This window comes from Pseudomonas azadiae (assembly GCF_019145355.1).
GTDB lineage: Bacteria > Pseudomonadota > Gammaproteobacteria > Pseudomonadales > Pseudomonadaceae > Aquipseudomonas > Aquipseudomonas azadiae.
In genome coordinates, this window is record NZ_JAHSTY010000001.1 from 2,511,691 (window position 1) to 2,537,385 (window position 25,695).

The window sequence follows — 25,695 nt, forward strand, 5'->3', positions numbered from 1 at the left end:
TTGTACAGAGTCCCCGCGATGACGCCTCTAGATGCCAAGCGCCCGCTGCAGCTCAATGCTCAGGGCCAGTTGCAACACTTCTTGTCCCTCGACGGCCTGCCCCGCGAGCTGCTCACCGAGATTCTCGACACCGCCGACTCGTTCCTCGAGGTCGGTGGACGCGCGGTGAAGAAGGTCCCGCTGCTGCGCGGCAAGACCATCTGCAATGTGTTCTTCGAGAACTCCACCCGCACCCGCACCACCTTTGAACTGGCCGCCCAGCGATTGTCGGCCGACGTGATCACGTTGAACGTGTCCACCTCGTCGGCGAGCAAGGGCGAAACCCTGCTCGACACCCTGCGCAACCTGGAAGCCATGGCCGCCGACATGTTCGTGGTACGCCATGGCGACTCCGGCGCCGCACACTTCATCGCCGAGCACGTGTGCCCGCAGGTGGCGATCATCAACGGTGGCGACGGCCGCCACGCCCACCCGACCCAGGGCATGCTCGACATGCTCACCATCCGTCGGCACAAGGGCAGTTTTGAAAACCTGTCGGTGGCCATCGTCGGCGACATCCTGCATTCGCGGGTGGCGCGCTCGAACATGCTGGCCCTCAAAACCCTGGGCTGCCCGGACATCCGCGTGATCGCACCGAAGACCCTGCTGCCGATCGGCGTCGAACAGTACGGTGTGAAGGTCTACACCGACATGACCGAAGGCCTCAAGGACGTAGACGTAGTGATCATGCTGCGCCTGCAACGCGAACGCATGGCCGGTGGCCTGTTGCCGAGCGAAGGCGAGTTCTACCGCCTGTTCGGCCTGACCACCGCACGCCTGGCCGGCGCCAAGCCGGACGCGATCGTGATGCACCCGGGCCCGATCAACCGCGGCGTGGAGATTGAGTCGGCGGTGGCCGACGGCAACCAGTCGGTGATCCTCAACCAGGTGACCTACGGCATCGCCGTGCGCATGGCGGTGTTGTCCATGGCCATGAGCGGGCAGACCGCACAACGTCAATTCGAGCAGGAGAACGCCCAGTGAAGCTCAGCATCCTCGGCGCCCGCGTCATCGATCCGGCCAGCGGCCTGGATCAAGTTACCGATCTGCACCTGGAAGCCGGCAAGCTCATCGCCATCGGCGCCGCGCCCGCGGGCTTCAGCGCCAGCGAGACCATCGACGCCAAAGGCCTGGTGGCCGCGCCTGGCCTGGTGGACCTGAACGTCGCCCTGCGCGAGCCGGGTTACAGCCGCAAAGGCAATATCATCAGCGAAACCCGCGCCGCCGCCGCCGGTGGCGTGACCAGCCTGTGCTGCCCACCGAATACCAAACCGGTGCTGGACACCTCGGCCGTGACCGAGCTGATCCTCGACCGCGCCCGTGAAGCCGGCAATTGCAAAGTGTTCCCCATCGGCGCCCTGAGCAAAGGCCTGGAAGGCGAACAACTGGCCGAGCTGATCGCCCTGCGCGACGCCGGTTGCGTGGCCTTCGGCAACGGCCTGGAGGGTTTCCGCAGCACCCGCACCTTGTGCCGCGCCCTGGAATACGCGGCCACCTTCGACCTGACGGTGACCTTCCATTCCCAGGACCGCGATCTGGCCGAAGGTGGCCTAGCCCATGAAGGCGCCGTGGCCAGCTTCCTCGGCCTGCCGGGCATTCCGGAAACCGCCGAAACCGTGGCCCTGGCCCGCGACCTGCTGCTGGTGGAACAAAGCGGCGTGCGCGCGCACTTTAGCCAACTGACCAGCGCCCGCGGCGTCGCCCTGATCGCCCAGGCCCAGGCCCGTGGCTTGCCGGTGACGGCGGATGTCGCCCTGTACCAGCTGATCCTGACGGATGAGGCGCTGATCGACTTCTCCAGCCTGTACCACGTGCAGCCGCCGCTGCGCACCCGCGCCGACCGCGAAGGCTTGCGGGCGGCGGTCAAATCCGGCGTGGTCTCGGCGATTTCCAGCCACCACCAGCCCCATGAGCGGGATGCCAAGCTGGCACCGTTCGGTGCGACAGAGCCGGGTATCAGCAGTGTCGAACTGTTGCTGCCGCTGGCGATGACATTGGTGGAAGAAGGCTTGCTGGACTTGCCGACGCTGCTGGCGCGCCTGAGCGCAGGCCCGGCCGAGGCCTTGCGCCTGCCGGCGGGCAAGTTGGCGGTGGGTTCGCCGGCGGATCTGGTGCTGTTCGACCCGGCCGCCTCCACCGTTGCGGGGGAGCACTGGTTGTCCAAGGGCGAAAACTGCCCGTTTATCGGGCATAGCTTGCCGGCGGCGGTGCGGTACACAATCGTCGACGGACGGATCAGCTACCAGGCCTCATAAATCGCATATCTAATGCGGGCACGGTCAAAATGTGGGAGCTGGCTTGCCTGCGATAGCATCACCTCGGTTTGTCTGAAAGACCGAGTTGATGCTATCGCAGGCAAGCCAGCTCCCACACAAGCCCGCCTCCACATAGATTTGTGAGAGATTAGCGCCCGCCGCTACGCTCGGCATTGCGGATCGAAATCTGCGTATTCAACGTCCAGAAGTCATACAGCACGCCCACCAGGAACAAGCCGCCGGTCAGCAGGTAGATCAGGCCGCTGATCCATTTGCCCTGGTACATGCGGTGCACGCCGAACACCCCGAGAAACGCCAACAGGATCCACGCCACGTTGTATTCGATGGGCCCGGCGGTGAAACGCAGGTCCGCTTCACGGTCCATGGCCGGAATCAGGAAGAAGTCGATCAGCCAGCCGATGCCCAACAGGCCCAAGGTAAAAAACCAGATCGTACCGGTAACGGGTTTGCCGTAATAAAAGCGATGCGCGCCGGTAAAACCGAAAATCCACAACAGGTAACCGATCACCTTGCTGTGGGTGTCTTGCTGCGAACCAATCTGTTGATAGGTGTTCATCGCGTACCTCTTTTGCCTCGATAGATAAATTTTTTCACTTTCTTTGTGACTTTTTTACAGGCGCCCGACGTACGGCAAATGGTATCTTCCCTGCCCTGAAAGCCTTATGCCACCTGACTTGTGTAGGACAATTGCGGCGGATTGTCGCGTTTTTCCTGATTTTAACGTCAAGGTTCAGTCGACAAACGGCCTGAGAACGACACCAAAAGCTGTTATAAAGTTGCGCGCAAACCCATAAGAGCCACGCCTAATGCGACCATTTTTCAAGACATGGCTAACCATTTGCCTATTAATGCCATTGGCCGCCCACGCCACCAATCGTGAGCAAAGACTTCCAAACGTTAACGGTTTTACCCCTAAAGTCCACAGCACACCGGGTACTGTCAAAGCGGCAAAGCTGAGCGTCAACCGCCCGACTCAACTGAGCAAGGCCCACGGTAAAGCAAACCCCGCCCTGATGGCGGTCAACACCAAACAGAGCAGTACCGTCCTCAGCCGCGCCGTCAACGTGCTCGGTACACCTTATCGTTGGGGCGGCAGCAGCCCAAGTAAAGGGTTCGACTGCAGTGGCCTGGTGAAATATGCGTTCAACGACGTCGCAGCCGTGGATTTGCCGCGTACGTCCAACGCCATGGCCGCCGGCCACGGGCAGAAGGTCGACCGCAAGGACCTCAAGCCGGGTGACTTGCTGTTCTTCAAGCTCAAGAGCCGCCAGGTGAACCACGTTGCCATTTACCTGGGCAATGACCGTTTCATTCACGCACCGCGCCGTGGCAAATCGGTCAGCATCGATACGCTGAAGAAGCCGTTCTGGGACAAGAACTACGTGATTGCCAAGCGGGTACTGCCTAAAGAGCAGAACAACAACCTGCGGGTTGTACAGCGCTGATCTGAATGCATCTGGCTCCCCATTTGGAATGCTGTCCAATGTGGGAGCTGGCTTGCCTGCGATAGCGGATTGCCAGGCAATATTGGTGCAAGCTGACACACCGTCATCGCAGGCAAGCCAGCTCCCACACTGATCACCGTGCACTTTAGATATCGGCAGGCACCCTCGCCTTCTCCCGCGCCTCTTCCCGACTGATCACGCCCTCCCCGACCAGCGCCTTCAAGCTCATATCCAACGTCTTCATCCCCAACGCCCCGCCTGTCTGGATCGCCGAGACCAGCTGCGCCACCTTGTCTTCACGGATCAAATTGCGAACGGCCGGCGTGCCCAGCATGATTTCGTGAGCCGCCACCCGCCCGCCGCCGATTTTCTTCACCAGCACCTGGGACACCACCGCCTGCAGCGACTCGGCCAGCATCGAGCGGACCATGGCCTTTTCCCCGGCCGGGAATACGTCCACCAGCCGGTCCACGGTCTTTGCCGCCGAGCTGGTGTGCAAGGTACCGAACACCAGGTGCCCGGTCTCCGCGGCGGTCAGCGCCAGACGGATGGTTTCCAGGTCGCGCAACTCACCCACCAGGATCACGTCCGGGTCTTCCCGCAGCGCCGAGCGCAGGGCGCTGGAAAAACTGTGCGTGTCGCGGTGTACCTGGCGCTGGTTGATCAACGCTGTTTTGGGCGTGTGAATGAATTCGATGGGGTCTTCGAGGGTAAGGATGTGCTGGCGCCGATGTTGATTGAGAAAATCGACCATGGCCGCCAGGGTCGTGGATTTGCCTGAACCGGTGGGCCCGGTCACCAACACCAGGCCGCGTGGCAGCTGGGCGATACGCTGGAACACTTCGCCAAGGCCAAGACCTTCCAGGCTCTGCACCACCGACGGGATGGTGCGAAAGACCGCGCCAATCCCCCGCTCCTGCCGGAACACGTTCACCCGGAACCGCGCCACGCCCGGCAGTTCGAAGGCAAAATCCGTATCAAGAGATGTTTCGAAATCCTTTTGTTGGTGCCGATTGAGCAACGGGCTTAACAAGTCCGCAACTTGCGGGGGCGAGAGCACCGGCCAATCCAGCGGCCAGACCTCGCCATCGACCCGCAGCATCGGCGCCAGGCCAGCCGACAAATGCAGGTCGGAGGCGCCACGGCGCACGCTGGCCGTGAGTAATTCAGTGATATCCATAGGGCTTTCCATTTCCAGTAGAATGCCGCGGACTCCATATCCACGGGCGCATCTTGAATGTCGACGATAGCAGACAATATCGGCCTGGTTAGCCAGCGCATCCGCGCCGCAGCCGACGCCGTGCAACGTGACGCAAACAGCATCCACCTGCTGGCCGTGAGCAAGACCAAACCCGCCGAGGCCGTGCGCGAAGCCTACGCCGCCGGAATCTGCGATTTTGGCGAGAACTACCTGCAGGAAGCCCTGGGCAAACAAGCCGAGTTAACCGACCTGCCCTTGAGTTGGCACTTCATCGGCCCCATTCAATCGAACAAGACGCGCGCTATCGCCGAGAACTTCGCCTGGGTGCATTCCGTGGACCGCTTGAAAATCGCTGAACGCCTGTCCGAACAACGCCCGGCAGACCTGCCGCCGCTGAATATCTGCATCCAGGTCAACGTCAGTGGCGAAGCCAGCAAATCCGGCTGCACACCCGCCGACCTGCCGGCCCTGGCCAATGCAATCAGCGCCCTGCCGCGCTTGAAGCTGCGTGGCCTGATGGCGATTCCCGAGCCGACTGACGACCGCGCCGCGCAAGATGCAGCCTTCGCCAGCGTACGCGAGCTGCAAACCGGGTTGAATCTGGCGCTGGACACACTTTCCATGGGCATGAGCCACGACCTCGAGTCGGCCATCGCCCAAGGCGCCAACTGGGTGCGGATCGGTACCGCCTTGTTTGGCGCCCGCGACTACGGCCAGCCATGAACATGGCTGACTTCCATCTGAATAAGGACCTGTCATGAGCGACACGCGTATTGCCTTTATCGGCGCCGGTAACATGGCGGCCAGCCTGATCGGCGGCCTGCGGGCCAAGGGCCTGGAGGCGGCGCAGATCCGCGCCAGCGACCCCGGCGCCGACACCCGCGCGCGCGTCAGCGCCGAGCACGGCGTCGAAACCTTCGCCGACAACGCCGAGGCCATCCAGGGCGTTGATGTGATCGTGCTGGCGGTGAAACCGCAGGCCATGAAGGCCGTGTGCGAAAGCCTGCGCCCGAGCCTGCAGCCGCACCAACTGGTGGTGTCCATCGCTGCCGGCATTACCTGCGCCAGCCTGAACAACTGGCTGGGTACCCAGCCAATTGTGCGCTGCATGCCCAACACACCGGCACTGGTCAGCCAAGGCGTGAGCGGGTTGTACGCCACCGCTGAAGTGACCGCCGAACAACGTGGCCAGGCGCGAGAGCTGCTGTCCGCCGTGGGCATCGCTCTGTGGCTGCAACAGGAGCAGCAACTGGACGCGGTCACCGCCGTGTCCGGCAGCGGCCCGGCGTATTTCTTCCTGCTGATTGAGGCCATGACCGCCGCCGGCGTGAAGCTGGGCCTGCCCAAGGAAGTCGCCGAGCAACTGGCTGAACAGACCGCCCTGGGCGCCGCGCATATGGCGGTCGCCAGCGACGTGGACGCTGCCGAGCTGCGCCGCCGCGTGACGTCCCCCGGCGGCACCACGCAAGCCGCCATCGAATCGTTTCAGGCCGGGGGCTTTGAAGCTCTGGTGGAAAAAGCATTGGGTGCCGCTGCGCATCGCTCAGCCGAACTCGCCGAACAACTGGGTCAATAAGGAGCCAACATGATTGGTTTGAACACCGCAGCCGTCTACGTGCTGCAAACCCTCGGCAGCTTGTACCTGCTGATCGTGCTGATGCGCTTCGTGCTGCAACTGGTACGCGCCAACTTCTATAACCCGCTCTGCCAGTTCATCGTCAAGGCCACCCAGCCGCTGCTCAAGCCGCTGCGTCGAATCATCCCGAGCCTGTTTGGCCTGGACATGTCGTCGCTGGTACTGGCGATCCTGGTGCAGCTGGCGTTGATGGCCCTGACCCTGCTGCTGACCTACGGCACCACCGGCAACTTCCTCCAACTGCTGGTCTGGGCGATCATCGGCGTGACCGCGCTGTTTCTGAAGATATTCTTCTTCGCCATGATCATCAGCGTGATCCTGTCCTGGGTCGCACCGGGCAGCCACAACCCTGGCGCCGAGCTGGTGAACCAGATCTGCGAACCGGCCCTGGCGCCGTTCCGCCGCCTGCTGCCAAACCTGGGTGGCCTGGACATCTCGCCGATCCTGGCGTTCATGGTGCTCAAGTTGCTGGACATGCTGGTGATCAACAACCTGGCGACCATGACCGGAATGCCGGACATCCTGCGTTTGCTCATCTAACGGCATATGTAGTGAGCGGGCTTGTCCCGCGCTGGGCTGAAGCGGCCCCAATAAAGACACCGCGAAGTTTCCGATAAACCCAATTCGCCTGGTGTGGGGCCGCTTCACGGCCCAGCGCGGGACAAGCCCGCTCACTACAAAAAGTTTTAGATACCCATGGCTATCGCAGGCAAGCCCACATTTACGAACTGAGCACTGAATTCAATCCCCGCAGGCCTTTGCTTGCCGCTGGGGTCCCCGCTCTTTAGACTTACGCCTCATTTAAACGAGAGCAGGGTCGATGCCAACTGCCTTTCCCCCCGATTCTGTTGGACTGGTCGTGCCCCAAACAGCGCACTTCAGCGAGCCGCTGGCCCTGGCCTGCGGGCGTTCGCTGCCCGCCTACGACCTGATCTATGAAACCTACGGCCAACTGAACGCCACGGCAAGCAACGCCGTGCTGATCTGCCACGCCTTGTCCGGCCATCATCACGCCGCCGGTTTCCACTCGGTCGACGAGCGCAAGCCCGGCTGGTGGGACAGCTGCATCGGCCCTGGCAAGCCCATCGACACCAACAGGTTCTTTGTGGTCAGCCTGAACAACCTCGGCGGCTGCAACGGTTCCACCGGCCCCAGCAGCCTCAACCCGGAAACCGGCAAGCCGTTCGGCGCCGACTTTCCGGTGCTCACGGTAGAAGACTGGGTGCACAGCCAAGCGCGTCTGGCCGACCTGCTCGGCATCAACCAGTGGGCCGCCGTGATCGGCGGCAGCCTGGGCGGCATGCAGGCGCTGCAATGGACCATTACTTACCCGGATCGCGTGCGCCATTGCCTGGCCATCGCCTCGGCCCCCAAGTTGTCGGCGCAGAACATCGCCTTCAACGAAGTGGCGCGCCAAGCCATCCTCACCGACCCTGAATTCCACGGCGGCTCGTTCCAGGAAGCCGGGGTCATCCCCAAGCGCGGCCTGATGCTGGCGCGGATGGTCGGGCATATCACCTACCTGTCCGATGACTCCATGGGCGAAAAATTCGGCCGTGGGCTCAAGAGCGAGAAGCTCAACTACGATTTTCACAGCGTGGAATTCCAAGTGGAAAGCTACCTGCGTTATCAAGGCGAGGAGTTCTCCGGGCGTTTCGACGCCAACACCTACCTGCTGATGACCAAGGCCCTGGACTATTTCGACCCGGCGGCGAACCACGATGACGACCTGGCGAAAACCTTCGAACACGCCACGGCCAAGTTCTGCGTGATGTCCTTCACCACCGACTGGCGCTTCTCGCCGGCGCGCTCCCGCGAGCTGGTGGACGCCCTGATGGCTGCGAAAAAAGACGTTTGCTACCTGGAAATCGATGCTCCGCAAGGCCACGACGCCTTCCTGATTCCGATCCCGCGTTACTTGCAGGCCTTCAGCAATTACATGAACCGAATAGCAGTGTGAGAACGCCATGAGAGCCGACCTGGACATCATCCAAGACTGGATTCCCGCCGGCAGCCGCGTGCTCGACCTGGGCTGCGGCGATGGCGAACTGCTAAGCTGGCTGCGCGACAACAAGCAAGTCACCGGCTATGGGCTGGAAAACGACCCGGACAATATCGCCCAGTGCGTGGCCAAGGGCATCAACGTGATCGAGCAGGACCTGGACAAGGGCCTGGGCAACTTTGCCAGCAACAGCTTCGACATCGTGGTGATGACCCAAGCCCTGCAGGCCGTGCACTACCCGGACCGCATCCTCGACGAAATGCTGCGCGTGGGCCGTCAGTGCATCATCACCTTCCCCAACTTCGGGCACTGGCGCTGCCGCTGGTACCTGGCCACCAAGGGCCGCATGCCGGTCTCGGACTTCCTGCCCTACACTTGGTACAACACGCCGAACATCCACTTTTGCACCTTTGAAGACTTCGAAGCCCTGTGCGGCGAGCGCGAAGCCAAGGTGATCAACCGCCTTGCCGTCGATCAACAGCACCGCCACGGCTGGGCGAGTAAACTATGGCCCAACCTGTTGGGCGAAATCGGTATCTACCGGGTCAGCAGTCCTGGCCTGACCGACCACAAGATTGCCGTCTAATCATTTTCAAGAGGGACGTTCATGAGTCGCTTGGCTATTTTTCTATTGACCGCGTGCCTGGGCGCCAGCGCCATGGCGGCGGACACTATTGACGCTAATCGCAAGAAAGACTTCGGTGATATCACCGTTCACTACAACACCTTCACCTCAAGCTTCCTGCCCCCGGAAACCGCCCAGAAAGTCGGCGTGGTGCGCAGCAAGGAAAAGGGCTTGATCAATGTGACGGTGATCAAGGGCGTCACTCCGGTAGCAGCCCAGGTGACCGGCACCATCAAGGACCTGGGCGGCAAGAGCGAGATCCTGACATTCAAGCAAATCGAAGAGAAAGGCGGCATCAGTTACCTCGCGCCCTACTCCGTGACGCAGCGCGAATACAAGACGTTTACCATCAATGTTGAAACCGGCGGTAAAGCCCATGGTTTCCAATTCAACCAAGAACTGTTTCCGGCCGACCGATGAACCTCACCCAACTCGTATTGGCCAGCCATAACGCCGGCAAACTCAAAGAACTCCAGGCCATGCTCGGCGAAGCCGTGCAATTGCGCTCGATCGGCGAATTCAGCCAAGTCGAACCGGAAGAGACCGGCCTGTCGTTCGTCGAGAACGCCATTCTCAAGGCGCGTAACGCCGCACGCATCTCCGGCCTGCCGGCGCTGGCGGATGACTCGGGCCTGGCCGTGGATTTTCTCGGCGGCGCGCCTGGCATTTATTCGGCACGCTACGCCGATGGCAAGGGCGATGCAGCCAACAATGCCAAGCTGCTCGACGCCCTGAAGGACGTTCCGGACAAGATGCGCGGCGCGCAGTTCGTGTGTGTGCTGGCCCTGGTTCGGCATGCCGATGACCCGCTGCCGATCCTCTGCGAAGGCCTATGGCACGGGCGTATCCTGCACGCGGCCAGTGGTGAGCATGGGTTTGGCTATGACCCGCTGTTCTGGGTGCCGGAGCGCAATGTCTCGAGCGCCGAGCTGAGCCCGGCCGACAAGAACCAGATCAGCCACCGCGCCCGCGCAATGGATTTGCTGCGCCAACGCCTGAGCCTGAAATGACCCAGAACACCTCTGCGCAGCCGCTGATCCACGGTGGCGCGCAAACACCTCGGGCGGCGTTGCCCCTGCTGCCGCCCCTGGCGCTGTATATCCACATCCCGTGGTGCGTGCGCAAATGTCCGTATTGCGACTTCAACTCTCACACCGCCAGCAAAGTGCTGCCGGAAGAAGAGTACGTGGACGCCCTGCTGGCAGACCTGGATCAAGACCTGCATGCCGTCTACGGCCGTGAGCTGAGTTCGATCTTCTTTGGCGGCGGCACGCCCAGCCTGTTCAGTGCTGCGGCGCTGGGCCGTCTGCTCAAGGGCGTGGAGTCGCGCATCCCGTTCGCCAGCGATATCGAGATCACCCTGGAAGCCAACCCCGGGACGTTCGAGCAGGAAAAGTTCGTGGCGTATCGTGCGTTGGGGATCAACCGGCTGTCGATCGGCATCCAGAGCTTCCAGCAGGAAAAACTCCAAGCTCTGGGCCGCATTCACAATGGCGATGAAGCCGTACGCGCCGCCGGCATGGCGCGCCAGGCCGGGTTCGACAACTTCAACCTGGACCTGATGCACGGTTTGCCCGATCAGTCCCTGGACGACGCGCTGAGCGACCTGCGCCAGGCTATCGCGCTGAAGCCGACGCACTTGTCGTGGTACCAGCTTACGCTGGAGCCTAACACCGTGTTCTGGAACCAGCCGCCCGTGCTGCCGGAAGATGACACCCTGTGGGATATCCAGGAAGCCGGCCAGGCGCTGCTCGCCGAACACGGTTACGCGCAATATGAGGTGTCGGCCTATGCACAACCGGGTCGCCCGGCGCGGCATAACCTGAACTACTGGAGTTTTGGCGACTTCATCGGCATCGGTGCCGGCGCCCATGGCAAGCTCAGCCACCCCGACGGACGCATCGTACGCACTTGGAAAACGCGGGCGCCAAAGGACTACCTCAACCCGGCTAAAAGCTTCCAGGCCGGCGCGAAAGAACTGACCAATGAAGAGCTGCCGTTCGAGTTCCTGATGAACGCTTTGCGCCTGACCGAGGGCGTCGAAGCCAGGCTCTACACTGAACGCACCGGCCTTGAACTGGCGACGCTCGATGAGGGCCGCACGGATGCAGAACAAAGTGGCCTGATGCAGGTCGAACCGTCACGCCTGGCGGCGACCGGCCGCGGGCAACTCTTTCTCAATGACCTGCTGCAGACGTTTTTGAGCTGACGCTCTTTAAGGAAATCGAATGGATTTGGTACTCGACCTGCTCGCCACCGTATCCCGCTGGAGCCGCAGCAACCTGTCGGAAATTTCCCTGGCTCTCGTCGGCTGTTTGCTGGTGCTGTTCGGCGCCGACATCAAGGGCTGGGTCGAAGCGCGCCTGGGCAGCATCGCCGGCGCCTTGCGCGTGCCGTTGATGGCCCTGCTGTGCATGATCGGCAGCGGTGCGGCGTTGATCTACGCCACGCCGTGGATCGTGCGGGGGTTGAGCCAGTTCAATAACTACAGCCTGGCGCCGGTTTTGGTGGTAGTGCTGGTGTTGATTGGCGTGGTTGCGGACCGCCGCTGATTCCAAACCCAACACGAAACAACTGTGGGAGCTGGCTTGCCTGCGATGCTGACACCTCGGTACATCATTGATACCAAGGTGATGCTATCGCACGCAAGCCAGCTCCCACATTCGATTGCATTTCAAGTCAGGGGCGGGTCACGCCAGCTTTTCGAACTTCAAATCCCAAACCCCATGCCCCAACCGCTCGCCGCGGCGTTCGAACTTGGTGATCGGGCGCTCGGTCGGGCGCGGCACGCATTTGCCGTCTTCGGCCAGGTTGCGGTAGCCGGGGGCGACGTTCATCACTTCCAGCATGTATTCCGCGTACGGTTCCCAGTCGGTGGCCATGTGCAGGATGCCGCCGACCTTGAGCTTGCTGCGCACCAGTTCGGCAAAGGAGGCCTGGACGATGCGGCGCTTGTGATGGCGAGCCTTGTGCCAGGGGTCGGGGAAGAACAGCATCAGGCGGTCGAGGCTGTTATCGGCGATGCAGCGGTTGAGCACTTCGATCGCGTCGCAGTCGTAAACCCGCAGGTTGGTCAGGCCTTGGGTCAGTACGCCATTGAGCAGCGCACCGACACCGGGGCGGTGCACTTCCACACCGATGAAGTCCTGGTCCGGCGCGGCCGCAGCCATCTCCAGCAGGGAATGCCCCATGCCGAAGCCGATTTCCAAGGAACGCGGGGCCGAACGGCCGAAGACCTGGTCATAGTCCACCGGCGCGTCGGCCAGGGGCAACACGAACAGTGGCGTGCCTTGTTCCAGGCCCTTTTGCTGGCCTTCGGTCATGCGACCGGCGCGCATCACAAAACTCTTGATGCGGCGGTGCTTGGACTCGTCGCCTGCTTCGAGGGTGTTCGGCGTTTCGTTTGATTCAGTCATCAATGGCTCTTACTTGATCAGACCATCCAGCGGCGAAGAGGCGCTGGCGTAGAGTTTTTTCGGCATGCGCCCGGCGAGGTAGGCCAGGCGGCCCGCGACGATGGCGTGTTGCATGGCTTCGGCCATCATGATCGGGTGCTGGGCATGGGCGATGGCCGAGTTCATCAGCACCGCGTCGCAGCCCAGTTCCATGGCGATGGTAGCGTCGGAGGCAGTGCCCACGCCCGCGTCCACCAGCACTGGGATCTTGGCTTCTTCAAGGATGATCTGCAGGTTGTACGGATTGCAGATGCCCAGGCCGGAACCGATCAGACCGGCCAACGGCATCACCGCGATGCAGCCGATTTCCGCGAGTTGGCGCGCGATGATCGGGTCATCGCTGGTGTAGACCATCACGTCAAAGCCTTCCTTGACCAGGGTCTCGGCGGCCTTGAGGGTTTCGATCACGTTGGGGAACAGGGTTTTCTGGTCGGCCAGCACTTCCAGCTTCACCAGGTTGTGGCCGTCGAGCAGTTCACGGGCCAGGCGGCAGGTGCGCACGGCTTCGATGGCGTCGTAGCAACCGGCGGTATTCGGCAGGAAGGTGTAGCGGTTTGGCGACAGGACTTCGAGCAGGTTGGGCTCGCCCTCGATCTGGCCGAGGTTGGTGCGGCGTACGGCGAAGGTGACGATCTCGGCGCCCGAGGCCTCGATGGCCAGGCGGGTTTCTTCCATGTCGCGGTATTTGCCGGTGCCGACCAGCAGACGGGACTGGTAGGTACGACCGGCCAGGACGAAGGGCTTGTCGCTACGAACGATGCTCATGGGAAATCCTCGAATTGGGGTGAGGTTCTGCAGAATTCGGACAGGCGACTAGCCGCCGCCAATGGCGTGGACCACTTCGACCTGGTCACCGTCGCTGAGGGCGGTACCTTCGTGCTGGCTGCGCGGGACGATATCCAGGTTGAGTTCCACTGCGACGCGACGCCCGGTCAACTCCAGGCGGGCCAGCAGGGCCGCGACGGTTTCACCGTCGGGCAGTTCAAGGGGTTCGCCGTTCAACTGAATGCGCATGCCGCGGGCCGCCATCGTTTTTAGGGGCCCGCATTCTAGCGCGATTGGGGGCCGAAGGTCAGCTTCAAGCGTCAAGCGGTCAGCTGCAAGCGCCATGCGGCGAGCCCCAGAAAGAACCAACCCAACAGGAACGCCAGACCGCCAAACGGCGTGATGATCCCGAGTTTACTGATGCCAGTCAGGGTCAGCACATACAGGCTGCCGGAGAACAGCAGGATGCCGACCACGAACGCTATACCTGCCCAGGTCACCAGCCGGCCGGGAATATGCGCCGCCAACAACGCCACGCCAAACAGTGCCAGGGTATGCACCAGTTGGTAAGTCACGCCGGTGTGGAAGATCGCCAGGTACTCGGCGCTCAGGCGGTTTTTCAGGCCATGGGCGGCAAAGGCGCCAAGGGCGACGCCGGTGAAGCCGAAAAAGGCAGCCAGCATCAGAAAGCTACGCAGCATGAGGAACTCCGGTCAGACTCATGGGACAGGGTCTGTATAATGGCCCGCTCAACGGGTTCGGCCAAGCCATCTCTATGCTGCGTCTCCTCTTCAAACGTTTTCTCAATGTCCTGAAATGGTTTGCCATTGGCAGTGTGCTGCTGGTGCTGCTGTTTCGCGTGGTCCCGCCGCCTTTCACCGCGCTGATGGTGGAGCGCAAGGTCGAGTCCTGGTTCGGCGGCGAGCCCATTGACCTGCAGCGCGACTGGGTGTCCTGGGACGAGATTTCCGATGACCTCAAACTGGCGGTGATGGCCGGTGAAGACCAGCGTTTCCCGCAACATTGGGGCTTTGATTTCAATGCAATCCAGGCGGCGATCCTGCACAACGAGCGCGGCGGTTCGATTCGCGGCGCCAGTACATTGAGCCAGCAGGTGTCGAAAAACCTGTTCCTGTGGGCCGGGCGCAGTTATCTGCGCAAGGGCCTGGAGGCGTGGTTTACCGGGTTGATCGAGGTGTTGTGGCCCAAGCAGCGAATTCTTGAGGTGTACCTCAATAGCGTCGAATGGGATGACGGTGTGTTTGGCGCAGAGGCGGCGGCGCGGCATCATTTTGGGGTGAGCGCCAAGGGGCTTTCGCGGCAGCAGGCCAGTTATCTGGCGGCCGTGTTGCCTAACCCACGCGTGTGGAGCGCCAGCCATCCGACCGCCTATGTGGCGCGGCGCGCGGCGTGGATTCGTCAGCAGATGAGCCAGCTCGGCGGCGATGGCTACTTGCTGGAGCTGAACAACGCCCGCAAGGCCCCCTGGTCCGACTGACACAACGAGGGTCCTGTGGGAGCTGGCTTGCCTGCGATAGCGGTGGGTCAGTCAACAGATGCCTGGCTGACACGACGTCATCGCAGGCAAGCCAGCTCCCACATTGAACCGCGTCAGGCTTGATACTTTCCGAGCGCAAACAAAATGCCCCGATCTTTCGATCGGGGCATTTTTTGTCTCTTCGCTTTGTTTTAAGCAGCAATCGACAGTTTCAACTTGTTCATCGCGCTTTTCTCAAGCTGACGAATCCGCTCGGCCGACACGTTGTACTTCTGCGCCAGGTCGTGCAGCGTGGCTTTTTCTTCCGCCAGCCAGCGCTGGTAGAGAATGTCACGGCTGCGGTCGTCGAGCACTTCCAGCGCTTCGTGCAGGTTGTGATTGGAGTTGTCGCTCCAGTCGGCGTCTTCCAGTTGACGCGCCGGGTCGTACCGGTGGTCTTCCAGGTAGTTGGCCGGCGATTGGAAGGCGCTGTCGTCGTCCGCTTCGGCGGCCGGGTCGAAGGCCATGTCATGGCCGGTCAGGCGGCTTTCCATCTCGCGCACTTCACGGGGCTCCACGCCGAGGCTTTCGGCCACGCGGTGGACTTCCTCGTTGTTCAGCCACGCCAGGCGTTTTTTCTGGCTGCGCAGGTTGAAGAACAACTTGCGCTGGGCCTTGGTGGTCGCCACTTTCACGATGCGCCAGTTGCGCAGGATGAATTCGTGGATTTCCGCCTTGATCCAATGCACGGCAAACGACACCAGGCGCACACCCATTTCAGGGTTGAAGCGTTTCACAGCCTTCATCAGGCCGACGTTGCCTTCCTGGATCAGGTCAGCCTGGGCCAGCCCGTAGCCGCTATAGCTACGGGCGATATGTACGACAAAACGCAGGTGGGCGAGCACCATCTGCCGAGCCGCCCCCAAATCCTGCTCATAGTAGAGACTCTCGGCCAGTTCACGCTCCTGCTCCGGCGTCAGCAATGGAATGCTGTTGACCGTGTGCACATAGGCTTCCAGGTTCGCACCCGGCGCCAAGGCATAGACAGGTTGCAAAGAAGTGGTCATACGAAAAAACCTCCGACTCACATAACTCGTGCAGTTCAGCACTGCGAAAATTGACCTAGGAACCGTAGGACAAGTTCCCTATACCGCCAATACGGCCAATACAAACAAAACCACATTAATCTGACATTAATTACTTCGGCGCCAGCTCACGCAAATGCCGTGCGACTGCAATCCAGGCACCGATATACCCCAACAATACCGCGCCAAGCAAGAGGCTCAAACCATCGGCGACCGGCACGCCGGCCAACGCAAAATCGCTGCCGTAGAGCCCGGCAAGCCCGACCACCGCGTCGTTCAGCCAATCCAGGCCAAACGCCAGCACGCCCCAGGACAAAATCCCCGCACCGAAGCCATAAAGCGCGCCCATGTACAGAAAAGGACGACGCACATAGCTGTCTGTGCCGCCGACCAGTTTAATCACTTCTATCTCGGTGCGACGGTTTTCAATATGAAGACGAATGGTATTACCTATCACCAAAAGTAATGCAGACACCAACAGCACCGTCAACCCGAACACGAAGCGGTCGCCCAGCTTGAGGATCGCCGCCAGGCGCTCTACCCAGACTAGATCAAGTTGGGCTTGTTGCACCTTGGGCAGCGCTGCGAGTTTTTGTCGCAGGGCTTCCAGGGCGGTCTTGTCGACTTCGTTCGGGGTCACCAGCACCACGCCCGGGAGCGGGTTCTGCGGCAGCTCTTTAAGTGCTTCGCCCAGGCCGGATTGTTGCTGGAACTCCTCAAGGGCCTGGTCGCGACTGACGTACTCGGCATCCGCCACGCCAGGCATGTTCTTGATGTCATTGCGCAGCGCTTCGCCTTGCTGGGTGCTGGCATCCAGGTTCAGGTACAGCGAAATCTGCGCCGCACGCTGCCAGGAACCGCCCAGGCGCTCGACATTATTGAGCAACAGCGACAAGCCCATCGGCAGGCTCAAAGCCACGGCCATCACCAGGCAGGTGAAAAAGCTGCCGATCGGTTGCTTGCCCAGGCGGCGCAGGCTGTCGAGCAGGCTGGCGCGATGGCTTTCGATCCAGGCACGCAACAGGGTGCCGAAGTCCGGGCCGTCGTCGTCGTGATCGTGTTTTTTCTTCTTCGGTTGCGGATCGGCCGGTTTCGGCGCCACACGCTCGGAGACCTTAGGGCTGCGTGTCGCACTCATACGCCGGCCTCCCCATCACCAATCAGGCGGCCGCGTTGCAGGGTCAGCATGCGATGGCGCATGCGCGCGATCAGCGCCAGGTCGTGGCTGGCGATCAGCACGCTGGTGCCCAGGCGGTTAATGTCTTCGAACACACCCATGATCTCGGCGGCCAGGCGTGGGTCAAGGTTGCCGGTGGGCTCGTCCGCCAGCAGCAGCGCCGGGCGGTGGACGATGGCGCGGGCAATGCCGACGCGCTGTTGCTGGCCGGTGGAGAGGTCGCCGGGGTAGAGATCGGTCTTGTCCGATAGCGCTACGCGCTCCAGGGCCGAGTCCACGCGTTTGACGATCTCGGCCTTGGACAATCCGAGGATCTGCAATGGCAACGCAATGTTGTTGAATACCGTGCGGTCGAACAGCAATTGATGATTCTGGAACACCACGCCGATCTGACGGCGCAGGAACGGAATCTGCGCATTGCTGATGGTGGCCAGGTCCTGGCCTGCCAGCAGCAACTTGCCGGTGGTCGGGCGTTCCATGGCCAGCAGCAGGCGCAACAGGGTACTTTTGCCGGCGCCGGAGTGACCGGTTACAAACAAGAATTCGCCACGACGCACTCGAAAGCTCAGCTCATGCAAGCCCACATGCCCGTTGGCGTAGCGTTTACCGACCTGTTCGAATCGAATCATGAACGCTCCCGCTCGGCAAACAGTGCCTGTACAAAGGGTTCGGCCTCAAAGGTGCGCAGGTCGTCGATGCCTTCACCGACACCGATATAACGAATCGGCAACCCGAACTGTTTCGCCAGGGCGAAGATCACACCGCCCTTGGCCGTGCCGTCGAGCTTGGTCAACGCCAGGCCAGTCAGTTGTACCGTCTGGTTGAATTGCTTGGCCTGGCTGATGGCGTTCTGGCCGGTGCCGGCATCCAGCACCAGCAGCACTTCGTGGGGGGCCTCGGCGTCGAGCTTGCCGATCACGCGGCGCACTTTCTTCAGCTCTTCCATCAGGTTGTCCTTGGTGTGCAGGCGACCGGCGGTATCGGCGATCAGCACGTCGATATTGCGCGCCTTGGCGGCTTGCACGGCGTCGAAGATCACCGAGGCCGAATCCGCGCCGGTGTGCTGGGCGATGACCGGGATCTTGTTGCGCTCGCCCCAGACCTGCAATTGCTCAACCGCTGCGGCCCGGAAGGTGTCGCCGGCAGCCAGCATGACTTTCTTGCCTTCGGACTGCAGCTTCTTGGCCAGCTTGCCGATGGTGGTGGTCTTACCGGCACCGTTGACGCCAACCACCAGGATCACGAACGGCTTGTTCGGCGTGATCACCAGCGGCGCTTCGACGGGCTTGAGCATGGCGGCCAGCTCGGCCTGCAGGGATTTGTACAGGGCGTCGGCATCGGTCAGTTGCTTGCGTGCAACTTTCTGGGTGAGGCTCTGGATGATCACGGCGGTGGCTTCGACGCCCACGTCGGCGGTGAGCAGGCGGGTCTCGATGTCTTCGAGCAATTCGTCATCGATGACTTTCTTGCCCAGGAACAGGCTGGCCATGCCTTCGCCAATACTGGCGCTGGTCTTGCTCAGGCCTTGCTTGAGGCGGGCGAAGAACCCGGTTTTGCTGGTTTCGGCAGCCGCGGCGGCAGGTTCCGGCTCGATGAGGGCGGGGGCTGCGGGCTCGCCGATAACCTCGACCGGCTCGACCACTGCGCGAATCGGCGGCGCCACCTGGTCGGCCTGCAGGTCCTCAACGAAGGCGACAGGCTCTTCAGCCACCGGAAGTTCCGGCCACGGCTGGTGCTCTGGCTCTGGCTCTGGCTCTGGAGCAGCCTCGACTACCGGCTGCAATACCGGTTCGGTCAACGGCAGCACCACCGGCGCTGGGGTTTGGGCAACCGGTTCGGTTTCTATTACGGGTTCTGCCGCAACCGGTTCAATGGGCGGCTCAGGCTGAACCTGCGGCTGTTCGTCGACGGTTTCCTGCGGCTTTTTACGCAGCCATCCGAACAGGCCTTTTTTCTCGCCAGCCGCAGCTGGGGTCTTCTTGTCGTCGTTGGAACCAAACATGGAGACGGCTATCTCAAGGTAGCGACGCGCCAAGGGGCGCTTCGGTAAATAAAATTCGATGCGTAACAGACTGTTTTAAAGCCCGCTCGTTCATGCGCAACATTTTGAAGGCCAAAATAGGGCCTTAACAAGACAGCCATAGTGGCCGTCCCTAGGTCGGATCAGTATCCTAGCACCTCCTCGCCCGCCGACGCTAAGACCACGCGGGCAGTCCAACAGGTTAAAAAACGAATGAATGCTCTAGCCCGCCGCGCCGCAGGCCTGCTGCTCAGCACAGTTTGTCTGCCCCTTTCAGCTTTGGCTGCCGACCCACAACCCACCCATGAATTCACCCTCGACAACGGCCTCAAGGTCGTCGTGCGCGAAGACCATCGCGCGCCGGTGGTGGTGTCTCAGGTCTGGTACAAGGTCGGCTCGAGCTACGAAACCCCGGGCCAGACCGGCTTATCCCACGCCCTGGAGCACATGATGTTCAAGGGCAGCGCCAAGGTTGGCCCAGGCGAAGCCTCGCTGATCCTGCGCGATCTGGGCGCCGAAGAGAACGCCTTCACCAGCGACGACTACACCGCCTATTACCAGGTGCTGGCCCGCGACCGCCTGGGCGTCGCCTTCGAACTGGAAGCCGACCGCATGGCCAGCCTGCGCCTGCCGGCCGACGAGTTCAGCCGCGAGATCGAGGTGATCAAGGAGGAGCGCCGCCTGCGCACCGACGACAATCCGATGTCCAAGGCCTATGAGCGTTTCAAGGCCATGGCCTTCCCCGCCAGCGGCTATCACACGCCGACCATCGGCTGGATGGCCGACCTTGACCGCATGAAAGTCGAGGAGCTGCGCCACTGGTACCAATCCTGGTACGTGCCGAACAACGCCACCCTGGTGGTGGTCGGCGACGTCACCCCGGACGAGGTGAAAAACCTGGCCCAGCGCTACTTTGGCCCGATCCCCAAGCGTGACGTACCGCCGGCCAAGATCCCGATGGAGCTGGCCGAGCCCGGCGAGCGCCAGTTGACGATGCATGTGCAGACCCAACTGCCGAGCGTGATCCTGGGCTTTAACGTACCGGGCCTGGCCACCGCCGAAGACAAACGCTCGGTGCAGGCCCTGCGCCTGATCTCAGCCTTGTTGGACGGTGGTTACAGCGCGCGTATCTCCGAGCAACTGGAGCGCGGTGAAGAGCTGGTCTCCGCCGCCTCGACCAACTACGACGCTTACACCCGTGGCGACACGCTGTTCATGCTCAGCGCCACCCCCAACCAGCAGAAGAAGAAAACCGTCGCCCAAGCCGAAGCCGGCCTGTGGCGCCTGCTGGATGAGTTGAAAGCCAAGCCGCCGACCGCCGAGGAACTGGAGCGCATCCGCGCCCAGGTCATTGCCGGCCTGGTCTACCAGCGTGACTCCATTACCAGCCAGGCCACGGCCATCGGCTCGCTGGAAACCGTCGGCCTGTCCTGGAAACTGATGGACACTGAACTTGCCGACCTGCAAAGCGTGACCCCGGAAGATATCCAGAAAGCCGCGCGCACCTATTTCACCCGCGAACGTCTCAGCGTCGCCCATGTCCTGCCCCTGGAGACCGCTCATGAGTGATCGCAAAAGCAGCCGCCTGATCTTCCCCGGCCTGATCGTTGTCACCTTGATCGCTGCCAGTGCCGTGTATTTCCTGCGCCCGAGCGAATCAGTGGCCAGTACGGCGCTGGAAAAAGCCGAGTCGAGCAACACGCTGCAATCCCTGGCGGAACTGGACGGCAAGGCGCCGACCAACCGCAAGCTCGACGTGCAAACCTGGACCACCGCCGAAGGCGCCAAGGTGCTGTTCGTCGAAGCCCACGAGCTGCCGATGTTTGACGTGCGCATCCTGTTCGCCGCCGGCAGCAGCCAGGACGGCAATGTACCGGGCCTGGCGTTGATGACCAACGCCATGCTCAACGAAGGCGTGCCGGGCAAGGATGTCAGCCAGATTGCCAGTGGCTTCGAGGGCCTGGGCGCGGACTTTGGCAACGGCGCTTACCGCGACATGGCGCTGGTTTCCCTGCGTAGCCTCAGCGACAGCGATAAACGCGATGCCGCCCTGGAGCTGTTTGATCAAGTGATCGGCAAGCCGACCTTCCCCGCCGACTCCCTGGCACGAATCAAGAACCAGATCCTGGCCGGTTTCGAGTACCAGAAGCAGAACCCTGCCAAGCTGGCGAACCTTGAGCTGTTCAAGCGCCTGTACGGCGAGCATCCCTACGCGCACCCGAGCGAAGGCACGCCGCAGAGTGTTCCGAAGATTACCCTGGCGCAGTTGCAGGCGTTCCACGCCAAAGCCTATGCCGCGGGTAACGCGGTGATTGCCGTGGTGGGCGACCTGACCCGTGCCGAAGCCGAGGCCATGACCGCCAAGGTATCCGCCTCGCTGCCCAAGGGCCCGGCACTGGCGAAGATCGCCGAGCCGACGGAGCCCAAGGCGGGCCTGAGCCATATCGAGTTCCCGTCCAAGCAGACGCACCTGCTGTTCGCACAACTGGGTATCGACCGCGCCGATCCGGACTACGCAGCCTTGTCACTGGGCAACCAGATCCTTGGCGGCGGTGGTTTCGGCACCCGCCTGATGAGCGAAGTGCGTGAAAAGCGCGGCCTGACCTACGGCGTGTACTCCGGCTTCTCACCGATGCAGGTGCGTGGCCCGTTTATGATCAATCTGCAGACCCGCGCCGAAATGAGCGGCGGCACCCTGCGCCTGGTCGAGGAGGTCGTGGCCGATTACCTCAAGACCGGCCCGACGCAGAAGGAACTGGATGACGCCAAGCGTGAACTGGCCGGCAGCTTCCCGCTGTCTACCGCCAGCAACGCCGATATCGTCGGGCAGCTCGGCGCGATGGGTTTCTACAACCTGCCGCTGAGCTATCTGGAAGATTTCATGAAACAATCCCAGGCCCTGACCGTCGAGCAGGTCAAGACGGCAATGAACAAACACTTGAGCGCCGACAAAATGGTCATCGTGACCGCCGGCCCGACGATTGCGCAAAAGCCACTACCGCCCCCCACTGATAAACCCGCCGAGCAGCCGCTCGGGGTTCCGGAGCATTAATGGCCAGTTCATCTCGCCCGAAAAAACCTGTCCACAACGTGCATAACGGTGTGGGCCAACTGCGCATCATTGGCGGCGAATGGGGCAGCCGCAAGCTGAGCTTCCCCGACGTCGTCGGCCTGCGTCCGACGCCAGACCGTGTGCGCGAAACCCTGTTCAACTGGCTCGCGCCGTACATCGCCGGCGCCAAGGTGCTGGACCCGTTCGCCGGCAGCGGCGCTTTGTTCCTGGAGGCGCTGTCCCGTGGCGCGTCCCAGGCCCAGGCGCTGGATGCGAGCAACGTCGCCGTCTCGAGCCTCAAGGAACACCTGGGCACCTTGCGTTGCACCAACGGCCAGGTGCAAACCGCCGACGCGCTGCGTTACCTGGAAACCCAGGCGGCCAGCGAGTACGACGTGGTGTTCCTTGACCCGCCGTTCAACCAGAACCTGCTACCGGCCGTCTGCACGCTGCTGGAAGAGCGCCAATGGCTGGCGCCGGATGCATGGATCTACACTGAAAGCGAAACCGCGCCTTCCACTCTCGGCCTGCCGGGCGCCTGGCGCCTGCACCGGGAACAGAAGTCCGGACGGGTGTATTACGCACTGTGGCATCGCAACATCGCCTGACCTGTAGTGAGCGGGCTTGTCCCGCGCTGGGTGGCGTAGCCGCCCCAAAACCAGGCGCCTGAGTGTTGTCTGGAAGAATGCGTTGGCCGGATTAGGGCGGCTTCGCCCCCCAGCGCGGGACAAGCCCGCTCACTACAGAGATATCCATGAAGTCTTTTGCTGAGAAATTCACCCCCGCTTTCGGCCTCGGCAACCCCCACCTGCAAACCCTGTGGGGTCCGCTGTGGCGTCCCACCACGCATATCGAACGCCAACGCGAACGCCTGTGGCTGGACGACGGCGACTTCCTCGACCTCGACTGGCACGGCCCGCACGATGCGCACGCGCCTTTGGTACTGGTACTTCACGGGCTGACCGGCTCCTCCAACTCGCCTTATGTAGCCGGTCTGCAAAAAGCCCTCGCCACTCAAGGCTGGGCCAGCGCAGCGTTGAACTGGCGTGGTTGTTCGGGGGAGCCGAACCTGCTGGCTCGCAGTTATCACTCCGGCGCCAGTGAAGACCTGGCGGCGGCGATTGCCCATCTGCGGGCCAAGCGACCGTTGGCGCCGTTATATGCGGTGGGCTATTCGCTGGGCGGCAACGTGCTGCTCAAGCATCTGGGGGAAACCGGCGAGGCCTCGGCGCTACAAGGCGCGGTGGCGGTGTCGGTGCCGTTTCGCCTGGACCAGTGTGCGGACCGTATCGGCTTGGGCCTCTCGCGGTTTTATCAGAAACACTTCATGCGCGAAATGCTGGCGTACATCCGGATCAAGCAAAGCCGGTTTCTAAGGGATGGACAGGCAGACGGGCTCAAAGCCCTGGAGGCGCTCGGTTCACTGGAAAAGATGCGTACGTTCTGGGATTTTGATGGCCGGGTGACCGCGCCACTGCATGGTTTCTTGAGTGCCGAGGATTACTACCGCCGCGCGTCGAGCCGCTATTACTTGGGTGGTATTCGCACGCCGACGCTGATCATCCAGGCGGCTGATGATCCGTTTGTGTTTGCTCATAGCTTGCCCGAGGCGAGTGAACTGTCGGAGTGCACTGAGTTTGAGTTGCTGGCCAAGGGTGGGCATGTGGGATTCGTGGATGGATCGCTCAAACGCCCGACCTACTACCTTGAGCGCCGCATCCCCCAATGGTTACTGGCATAACACGGTTAAACATGTGGGAGCTGGCTTGCCTGCGATGCAGTCATCTCGGCACATCAGGCACACCCGGTTGATGCTATCGCAGGCAAGCCAACTCCCACATTTTGATTGGGTTTACATCCCAGCGGACTCAGTCGCCGGTAGCAATCGCCCGCTGTGGATCAGTAATCCACTCACTCCACGACCCCGCATACAACTTGCCCAACGGATACCCCGCCAAGCTCAGGGCGAACAAGTTGTGGCATGCCGTCACGCCGGAACCGCAATACGCCACCAATTCATCCGGCGAACGGCCCTGCAGTTGGGCGGCGAAGCGCTGCTTGAGCTGGTCTGCCGGCAGAAAGCGGCCGTCACTGCCCAAGTTTTCGTTGAACGCCGCGCATTGCGCACCGGGAATATGCCCGGCTATCGGGTCAATGGGCTCCACTTCGCCGCGAAAACGCGGCTGGGTGCGTGCATCGATCAGCGTCAATCCCGGCTGGCCCAGGCGTTTTTGCAGGTGTTCGGCATCCAGAAGCAGGCGATTGTCCGGCGTACCGGCGAAGGTCCCAGGCTCAACAACCGGCGTATCCAGGCTCAGCGGGAAGCCCGCGGCGTGCCAAGCCTTGAGCCCACCATCGAGCACAAACACGCCATCACGCTTGCCCAGCCAGACCAGCAGCCACCAGGCCCTGGCGGCATAAGCGCCAGGACCGTCGTCATACAGCACCACCTCGGTGTCGGCGCTGATGCCCCAGGCCCGCAATTGCCGAAGAAAGGTATCTGCAGCAGGCAACGGGTGGCGACCGGTCACGCCCTTGGTGACCGGCCCACTGAGGTGGCGCTCCAGGTCAGCATGCTGTGCGCCCTCGATATGCCCCTCGGCATAGCTGCAGCGCCCGTAGTCCGGGTCTTCCAGGGCAAAACGGCAATCCAGGATCACCACCCCGCCCGCCTTCTGGCGCTCGGCCAGTTGCTGGGGGCTGATCAGTTGGGCAAGCGGCATGACGGACTCCTATGAATAGATTCGGGAAAGGTCCTACTTCACTTCTTCCAATGCCTGATTCAACGGCACGTAAAACTCTTTGAACAATGCGTCCACCGCTTCTTTGGCCTGGGGCGTGACAAACCCGGCCTCCAGCACCAGCACCTGGTAGACCCCGCGCTTGATCGCCTCGGCGCTCAAATGCGTGGAGTTTTCATTGGTGGTGCACAAGAACCGTACCCAGGAGGTGAGGATAATCCAGGCATTGAGGGTCAGGGCCTCGGTTTGCACCGGGTCCATATCGAGGATGCCCGCATCGACAAACCCTTGATAGATCGCGCCGCCCTGGGTCAGGCAGCGCTGGGAAAAGCGCCGATAGCCGGTGGCCAGCTCCGGGTCGCTTTCCAGCAGATGTTCAAGGTCGCGGTGCAGGAAGCGGTAGCGCCACATGCCGGCCAGCACGGCTTGCAGGTAGAAGCGCTTGTCTTCGACGGTGACCGCGCGGCCCTGGGGCGGGCGCAGGAACTTGTCCACCAGGGCTTCGTATTCGCGAAACAGCACGGCGATGATCGCCTGCTTGTTGGGGAAGTGGTAGTACAGGTTACCCGGCGAAATTTCCATGTGGGCGGCAATGTGATTGGTGCTCACGCTGCGCTCGCCCTGCTCGTTAAAAAGCTCCAGGCTGGTTTGCACAATGCGCTCGCTGGTCTTTACTCGCGGTGCCATAGGGGGTCAGCT

The 25,695-nt window shown here is 61.9% G+C and carries 29 protein-coding genes; 17 read left to right on the top strand and 12 right to left on the bottom strand.

Annotation, left to right across the window (positions count from 1 at the left end):
- The first annotated feature begins 18 nt into the window (after positions 1-18).
- Both KVG91_RS11455 and KVG91_RS11460 read left to right on the top strand, forming a co-directional pair.
- Positions 19-1,023, top strand: coding sequence for an aspartate carbamoyltransferase catalytic subunit (locus KVG91_RS11455; RefSeq protein ID WP_169376073.1), 1,005 nt, complete (start codon positions 19-21; stop codon positions 1,021-1,023).
- Positions 1,020-2,294, top strand: a complete 1,275-nt coding sequence (locus tag KVG91_RS11460) for a dihydroorotase (protein WP_169376074.1) — start codon at positions 1,020-1,022, stop codon at positions 2,292-2,294. The genes KVG91_RS11455 and KVG91_RS11460 overlap by 4 nt, the downstream gene beginning before the upstream one ends.
- A 148-nt stretch (positions 2,295-2,442) precedes the next feature.
- Here the strand turns inward: KVG91_RS11460 and KVG91_RS11465 are convergent, their stop codons facing one another.
- Positions 2,443-2,853, bottom strand: coding sequence for an NINE protein (locus tag KVG91_RS11465; protein ID WP_169376117.1), 411 nt, complete (start codon positions 2,851-2,853; stop codon positions 2,443-2,445).
- Positions 2,854-3,121: 268 nt separating this feature from the next.
- Here KVG91_RS11465 and KVG91_RS11470 point away from each other — a divergent pair, with 268 nt between their 5' ends.
- A complete protein-coding gene (locus tag KVG91_RS11470) occupies positions 3,122-3,760 on the top strand; it encodes a C40 family peptidase (protein ID WP_169376075.1) in 639 nt (212 codons plus the stop codon).
- Positions 3,761-3,905: 145 nt separating this feature from the next.
- Here KVG91_RS11470 and KVG91_RS11475 read toward each other — a convergent pair whose 3' ends face one another.
- Complete coding sequence (locus tag KVG91_RS11475) at positions 3,906-4,940, bottom strand: type IV pilus twitching motility protein PilT (RefSeq protein WP_169376076.1); 1,035 nt, start codon at positions 4,938-4,940, stop codon at positions 3,906-3,908.
- 57 nt (positions 4,941-4,997) lie between these two features.
- Between KVG91_RS11475 and KVG91_RS11480 the strand changes: the two genes are divergently transcribed.
- The 9 genes from KVG91_RS11480 (at position 4,998) to KVG91_RS11520 (ending at position 11,776) form a co-directional block, all read left to right on the top strand.
- Entirely contained in the window at positions 4,998-5,684 is a 687-nt protein-coding gene (locus KVG91_RS11480) for a YggS family pyridoxal phosphate-dependent enzyme (RefSeq protein ID WP_169376077.1), read from the top strand.
- 34 nt (positions 5,685-5,718) lie between these two features.
- The gene (gene proC / locus KVG91_RS11485) at positions 5,719-6,537 is read left to right on the top strand and encodes a pyrroline-5-carboxylate reductase (RefSeq protein ID WP_169376078.1); all 819 of its coding nucleotides are present in this window, start codon (positions 5,719-5,721) and stop codon (positions 6,535-6,537) included.
- Positions 6,538-6,546: 9 nt separating this feature from the next.
- Positions 6,547-7,137, top strand: a complete 591-nt coding sequence (locus KVG91_RS11490; RefSeq protein WP_169376079.1) for a YggT family protein — start codon at positions 6,547-6,549, stop codon at positions 7,135-7,137.
- Positions 7,138-7,417: 280 nt separating this feature from the next.
- Positions 7,418-8,557 (top strand): homoserine O-succinyltransferase MetX, encoded by a 1,140-nt coding sequence (metX, locus tag KVG91_RS11495; RefSeq protein ID WP_169376080.1) that lies wholly within the window; start codon positions 7,418-7,420, stop codon positions 8,555-8,557.
- Positions 8,558-8,564: 7 nt separating this feature from the next.
- On the top strand, positions 8,565-9,185 hold the full coding sequence (gene metW, locus KVG91_RS11500) for a methionine biosynthesis protein MetW (RefSeq protein ID WP_017735309.1): 621 nt from the start codon (positions 8,565-8,567) through the stop codon (positions 9,183-9,185).
- Between the two features lie 21 nt (positions 9,186-9,206).
- Positions 9,207-9,644, top strand: coding sequence for a DUF4426 domain-containing protein (locus tag KVG91_RS11505; RefSeq protein ID WP_076953141.1), 438 nt, complete (start codon positions 9,207-9,209; stop codon positions 9,642-9,644).
- On the top strand, positions 9,641-10,234 hold the full coding sequence (rdgB, locus tag KVG91_RS11510; RefSeq protein ID WP_169376081.1) for an RdgB/HAM1 family non-canonical purine NTP pyrophosphatase: 594 nt from the start codon (positions 9,641-9,643) through the stop codon (positions 10,232-10,234). Before KVG91_RS11505 ends, rdgB begins: the two co-directional genes overlap by 4 nt.
- Entirely contained in the window at positions 10,231-11,433 is a 1,203-nt protein-coding gene (gene hemW / locus KVG91_RS11515) for a radical SAM family heme chaperone HemW (RefSeq protein ID WP_225926965.1), read from the top strand. The genes rdgB and hemW overlap by 4 nt, the downstream gene beginning before the upstream one ends.
- 19 nt (positions 11,434-11,452) lie before the next feature.
- A complete protein-coding gene (locus tag KVG91_RS11520) occupies positions 11,453-11,776 on the top strand; it encodes a DUF3392 domain-containing protein (RefSeq protein WP_003176691.1) in 324 nt (107 codons plus the stop codon).
- A 138-nt stretch (positions 11,777-11,914) separates the two neighbouring features.
- On the opposite strand, the gene trmB is transcribed toward KVG91_RS11520, so the two are convergent.
- From trmB to KVG91_RS11540, 4 genes are all read right to left on the bottom strand, one after another.
- Positions 11,915-12,640 (bottom strand): tRNA (guanosine(46)-N7)-methyltransferase TrmB, encoded by a 726-nt coding sequence (gene trmB, locus KVG91_RS11525; RefSeq protein ID WP_169376082.1) that lies wholly within the window; start codon positions 12,638-12,640, stop codon positions 11,915-11,917.
- 9 nt (positions 12,641-12,649) lie between these two features.
- Positions 12,650-13,444 (bottom strand): thiazole synthase, encoded by a 795-nt coding sequence (locus KVG91_RS11530; protein ID WP_169376083.1) that lies wholly within the window; start codon positions 13,442-13,444, stop codon positions 12,650-12,652.
- Between the two features lie 48 nt (positions 13,445-13,492).
- Positions 13,493-13,693 (bottom strand): sulfur carrier protein ThiS, encoded by a 201-nt coding sequence (gene thiS, locus KVG91_RS11535; RefSeq protein WP_169376084.1) that lies wholly within the window; start codon positions 13,691-13,693, stop codon positions 13,493-13,495.
- 71 nt (positions 13,694-13,764) lie between these two features.
- Entirely contained in the window at positions 13,765-14,145 is a 381-nt protein-coding gene (locus KVG91_RS11540) for a DUF423 domain-containing protein (protein WP_169376085.1), read from the bottom strand.
- Positions 14,146-14,219: 74 nt separating this feature from the next.
- Between KVG91_RS11540 and mtgA the strand changes: the two genes are divergently transcribed.
- Positions 14,220-14,942: a monofunctional biosynthetic peptidoglycan transglycosylase gene (gene mtgA / locus KVG91_RS11545; protein WP_169376086.1), complete on the top strand. Its 723-nt coding sequence runs from the start codon at positions 14,220-14,222 to the stop codon at positions 14,940-14,942.
- A 191-nt stretch (positions 14,943-15,133) separates the two neighbouring features.
- Here mtgA and rpoH read toward each other — a convergent pair whose 3' ends face one another.
- The 4 genes from rpoH to ftsY all read right to left on the bottom strand — a co-directional run bounded on the left by rpoH (position 15,134) and on the right by ftsY (position 19,185).
- Positions 15,134-15,988 carry an RNA polymerase sigma factor RpoH gene (gene rpoH / locus KVG91_RS11550; protein ID WP_169376087.1) on the bottom strand — a complete coding sequence of 285 codons (855 nt, stop codon included), beginning with the start codon at positions 15,986-15,988 and terminating at the stop codon, positions 15,134-15,136.
- Positions 15,989-16,118: 130 nt separating this feature from the next.
- Complete coding sequence (gene ftsX / locus KVG91_RS11555) at positions 16,119-17,144, bottom strand: permease-like cell division protein FtsX (protein ID WP_169376088.1); 1,026 nt, start codon at positions 17,142-17,144, stop codon at positions 16,119-16,121.
- Positions 17,141-17,812 (bottom strand): cell division ATP-binding protein FtsE, encoded by a 672-nt coding sequence (gene ftsE / locus KVG91_RS11560; protein ID WP_003213784.1) that lies wholly within the window; start codon positions 17,810-17,812, stop codon positions 17,141-17,143. The genes ftsX and ftsE overlap by 4 nt, the downstream gene beginning before the upstream one ends.
- A complete protein-coding gene (gene ftsY, locus KVG91_RS11565; RefSeq protein WP_169376089.1) occupies positions 17,809-19,185 on the bottom strand; it encodes a signal recognition particle-docking protein FtsY in 1,377 nt (458 codons plus the stop codon). The genes ftsE and ftsY overlap by 4 nt, the downstream gene beginning before the upstream one ends.
- Before the next feature lie 231 nt (positions 19,186-19,416).
- Between ftsY and KVG91_RS11570 the strand changes: the two genes are divergently transcribed.
- The 4 genes from KVG91_RS11570 to KVG91_RS11585 all read left to right on the top strand — a co-directional run bounded on the left by KVG91_RS11570 (position 19,417) and on the right by KVG91_RS11585 (position 23,996).
- Positions 19,417-20,772, top strand: coding sequence for a M16 family metallopeptidase (locus KVG91_RS11570; protein WP_169376090.1), 1,356 nt, complete (start codon positions 19,417-19,419; stop codon positions 20,770-20,772).
- Entirely contained in the window at positions 20,765-22,255 is a 1,491-nt protein-coding gene (locus tag KVG91_RS11575) for a M16 family metallopeptidase (RefSeq protein WP_169376091.1), read from the top strand. The genes KVG91_RS11570 and KVG91_RS11575 overlap by 8 nt, the downstream gene beginning before the upstream one ends.
- Positions 22,255-22,863, top strand: coding sequence for a 16S rRNA (guanine(966)-N(2))-methyltransferase RsmD (gene rsmD, locus KVG91_RS11580; RefSeq protein ID WP_076953130.1), 609 nt, complete (start codon positions 22,255-22,257; stop codon positions 22,861-22,863). Before KVG91_RS11575 ends, rsmD begins: the two co-directional genes overlap by 1 nt.
- A 146-nt stretch (positions 22,864-23,009) precedes the next feature.
- Positions 23,010-23,996: a hydrolase gene (locus tag KVG91_RS11585; RefSeq protein ID WP_169376092.1), complete on the top strand. Its 987-nt coding sequence runs from the start codon at positions 23,010-23,012 to the stop codon at positions 23,994-23,996.
- 127 nt (positions 23,997-24,123) lie between these two features.
- On the opposite strand, the gene KVG91_RS11590 is transcribed toward KVG91_RS11585, so the two are convergent.
- On the bottom strand, positions 24,124-24,978 hold the full coding sequence (locus tag KVG91_RS11590) for a sulfurtransferase (RefSeq protein ID WP_169376093.1): 855 nt from the start codon (positions 24,976-24,978) through the stop codon (positions 24,124-24,126).
- 33 nt (positions 24,979-25,011) lie between these two features.
- The gene (locus KVG91_RS11595; protein ID WP_169376094.1) at positions 25,012-25,683 is read right to left on the bottom strand and encodes a TetR/AcrR family transcriptional regulator; all 672 of its coding nucleotides are present in this window, start codon (positions 25,681-25,683) and stop codon (positions 25,012-25,014) included.
- Positions 25,684-25,695 lie beyond the last annotated feature (12 nt).

Excerpts from the sequence above, each read along its gene's own strand:
- KVG91_RS11455 (WP_169376073.1), top strand. The coding sequence starts at position 19 with ATGACGCCTCTAGATGCCAAGCGCCCGCTGCAGCTCAATGCTCAGGGC.
- KVG91_RS11470 (WP_169376075.1), top strand. The coding sequence starts at position 3,122 with ATGCGACCATTTTTCAAGACATGGCTAACCATTTGCCTATTAATGCCA.
- KVG91_RS11475 (WP_169376076.1), bottom strand. The coding sequence starts at position 4,940 with ATGGATATCACTGAATTACTCACGGCCAGCGTGCGCCGTGGCGCCTCC.
- KVG91_RS11480 (WP_169376077.1), top strand. The coding sequence starts at position 4,998 with ATGTCGACGATAGCAGACAATATCGGCCTGGTTAGCCAGCGCATCCGC.
- proC (WP_169376078.1), top strand. The coding sequence starts at position 5,719 with ATGAGCGACACGCGTATTGCCTTTATCGGCGCCGGTAACATGGCGGCC.
- KVG91_RS11490 (WP_169376079.1), top strand. The coding sequence starts at position 6,547 with ATGATTGGTTTGAACACCGCAGCCGTCTACGTGCTGCAAACCCTCGGC.
- metX (WP_169376080.1), top strand. The coding sequence starts at position 7,418 with ATGCCAACTGCCTTTCCCCCCGATTCTGTTGGACTGGTCGTGCCCCAA.
- metW (WP_017735309.1), top strand. The coding sequence starts at position 8,565 with ATGAGAGCCGACCTGGACATCATCCAAGACTGGATTCCCGCCGGCAGC.
- KVG91_RS11505 (WP_076953141.1), top strand. The coding sequence starts at position 9,207 with ATGAGTCGCTTGGCTATTTTTCTATTGACCGCGTGCCTGGGCGCCAGC.
- rdgB (WP_169376081.1), top strand. The coding sequence starts at position 9,641 with ATGAACCTCACCCAACTCGTATTGGCCAGCCATAACGCCGGCAAACTC.
- hemW (WP_225926965.1), top strand. The coding sequence starts at position 10,231 with ATGACCCAGAACACCTCTGCGCAGCCGCTGATCCACGGTGGCGCGCAA.
- KVG91_RS11520 (WP_003176691.1), top strand. The coding sequence starts at position 11,453 with ATGGATTTGGTACTCGACCTGCTCGCCACCGTATCCCGCTGGAGCCGC.
- trmB (WP_169376082.1), bottom strand. The coding sequence starts at position 12,640 with ATGACTGAATCAAACGAAACGCCGAACACCCTCGAAGCAGGCGACGAG.
- KVG91_RS11530 (WP_169376083.1), bottom strand. The coding sequence starts at position 13,444 with ATGAGCATCGTTCGTAGCGACAAGCCCTTCGTCCTGGCCGGTCGTACC.
- thiS (WP_169376084.1), bottom strand. The coding sequence starts at position 13,693 with ATGCGCATTCAGTTGAACGGCGAACCCCTTGAACTGCCCGACGGTGAA.
- KVG91_RS11540 (WP_169376085.1), bottom strand. The coding sequence starts at position 14,145 with ATGCTGCGTAGCTTTCTGATGCTGGCTGCCTTTTTCGGCTTCACCGGC.
- mtgA (WP_169376086.1), top strand. The coding sequence starts at position 14,220 with ATGCTGCGTCTCCTCTTCAAACGTTTTCTCAATGTCCTGAAATGGTTT.
- rpoH (WP_169376087.1), bottom strand. The coding sequence starts at position 15,988 with ATGACCACTTCTTTGCAACCTGTCTATGCCTTGGCGCCGGGTGCGAAC.
- ftsX (WP_169376088.1), bottom strand. The coding sequence starts at position 17,144 with ATGAGTGCGACACGCAGCCCTAAGGTCTCCGAGCGTGTGGCGCCGAAA.
- ftsE (WP_003213784.1), bottom strand. The coding sequence starts at position 17,812 with ATGATTCGATTCGAACAGGTCGGTAAACGCTACGCCAACGGGCATGTG.
- ftsY (WP_169376089.1), bottom strand. The coding sequence starts at position 19,185 with ATGTTTGGTTCCAACGACGACAAGAAGACCCCAGCTGCGGCTGGCGAG.
- KVG91_RS11570 (WP_169376090.1), top strand. The coding sequence starts at position 19,417 with ATGAATGCTCTAGCCCGCCGCGCCGCAGGCCTGCTGCTCAGCACAGTT.
- KVG91_RS11575 (WP_169376091.1), top strand. The coding sequence starts at position 20,765 with ATGAGTGATCGCAAAAGCAGCCGCCTGATCTTCCCCGGCCTGATCGTT.
- rsmD (WP_076953130.1), top strand. The coding sequence starts at position 22,255 with ATGGCCAGTTCATCTCGCCCGAAAAAACCTGTCCACAACGTGCATAAC.
- KVG91_RS11585 (WP_169376092.1), top strand. The coding sequence starts at position 23,010 with ATGAAGTCTTTTGCTGAGAAATTCACCCCCGCTTTCGGCCTCGGCAAC.
- KVG91_RS11590 (WP_169376093.1), bottom strand. The coding sequence starts at position 24,978 with ATGCCGCTTGCCCAACTGATCAGCCCCCAGCAACTGGCCGAGCGCCAG.
- KVG91_RS11595 (WP_169376094.1), bottom strand. The coding sequence starts at position 25,683 with ATGGCACCGCGAGTAAAGACCAGCGAGCGCATTGTGCAAACCAGCCTG.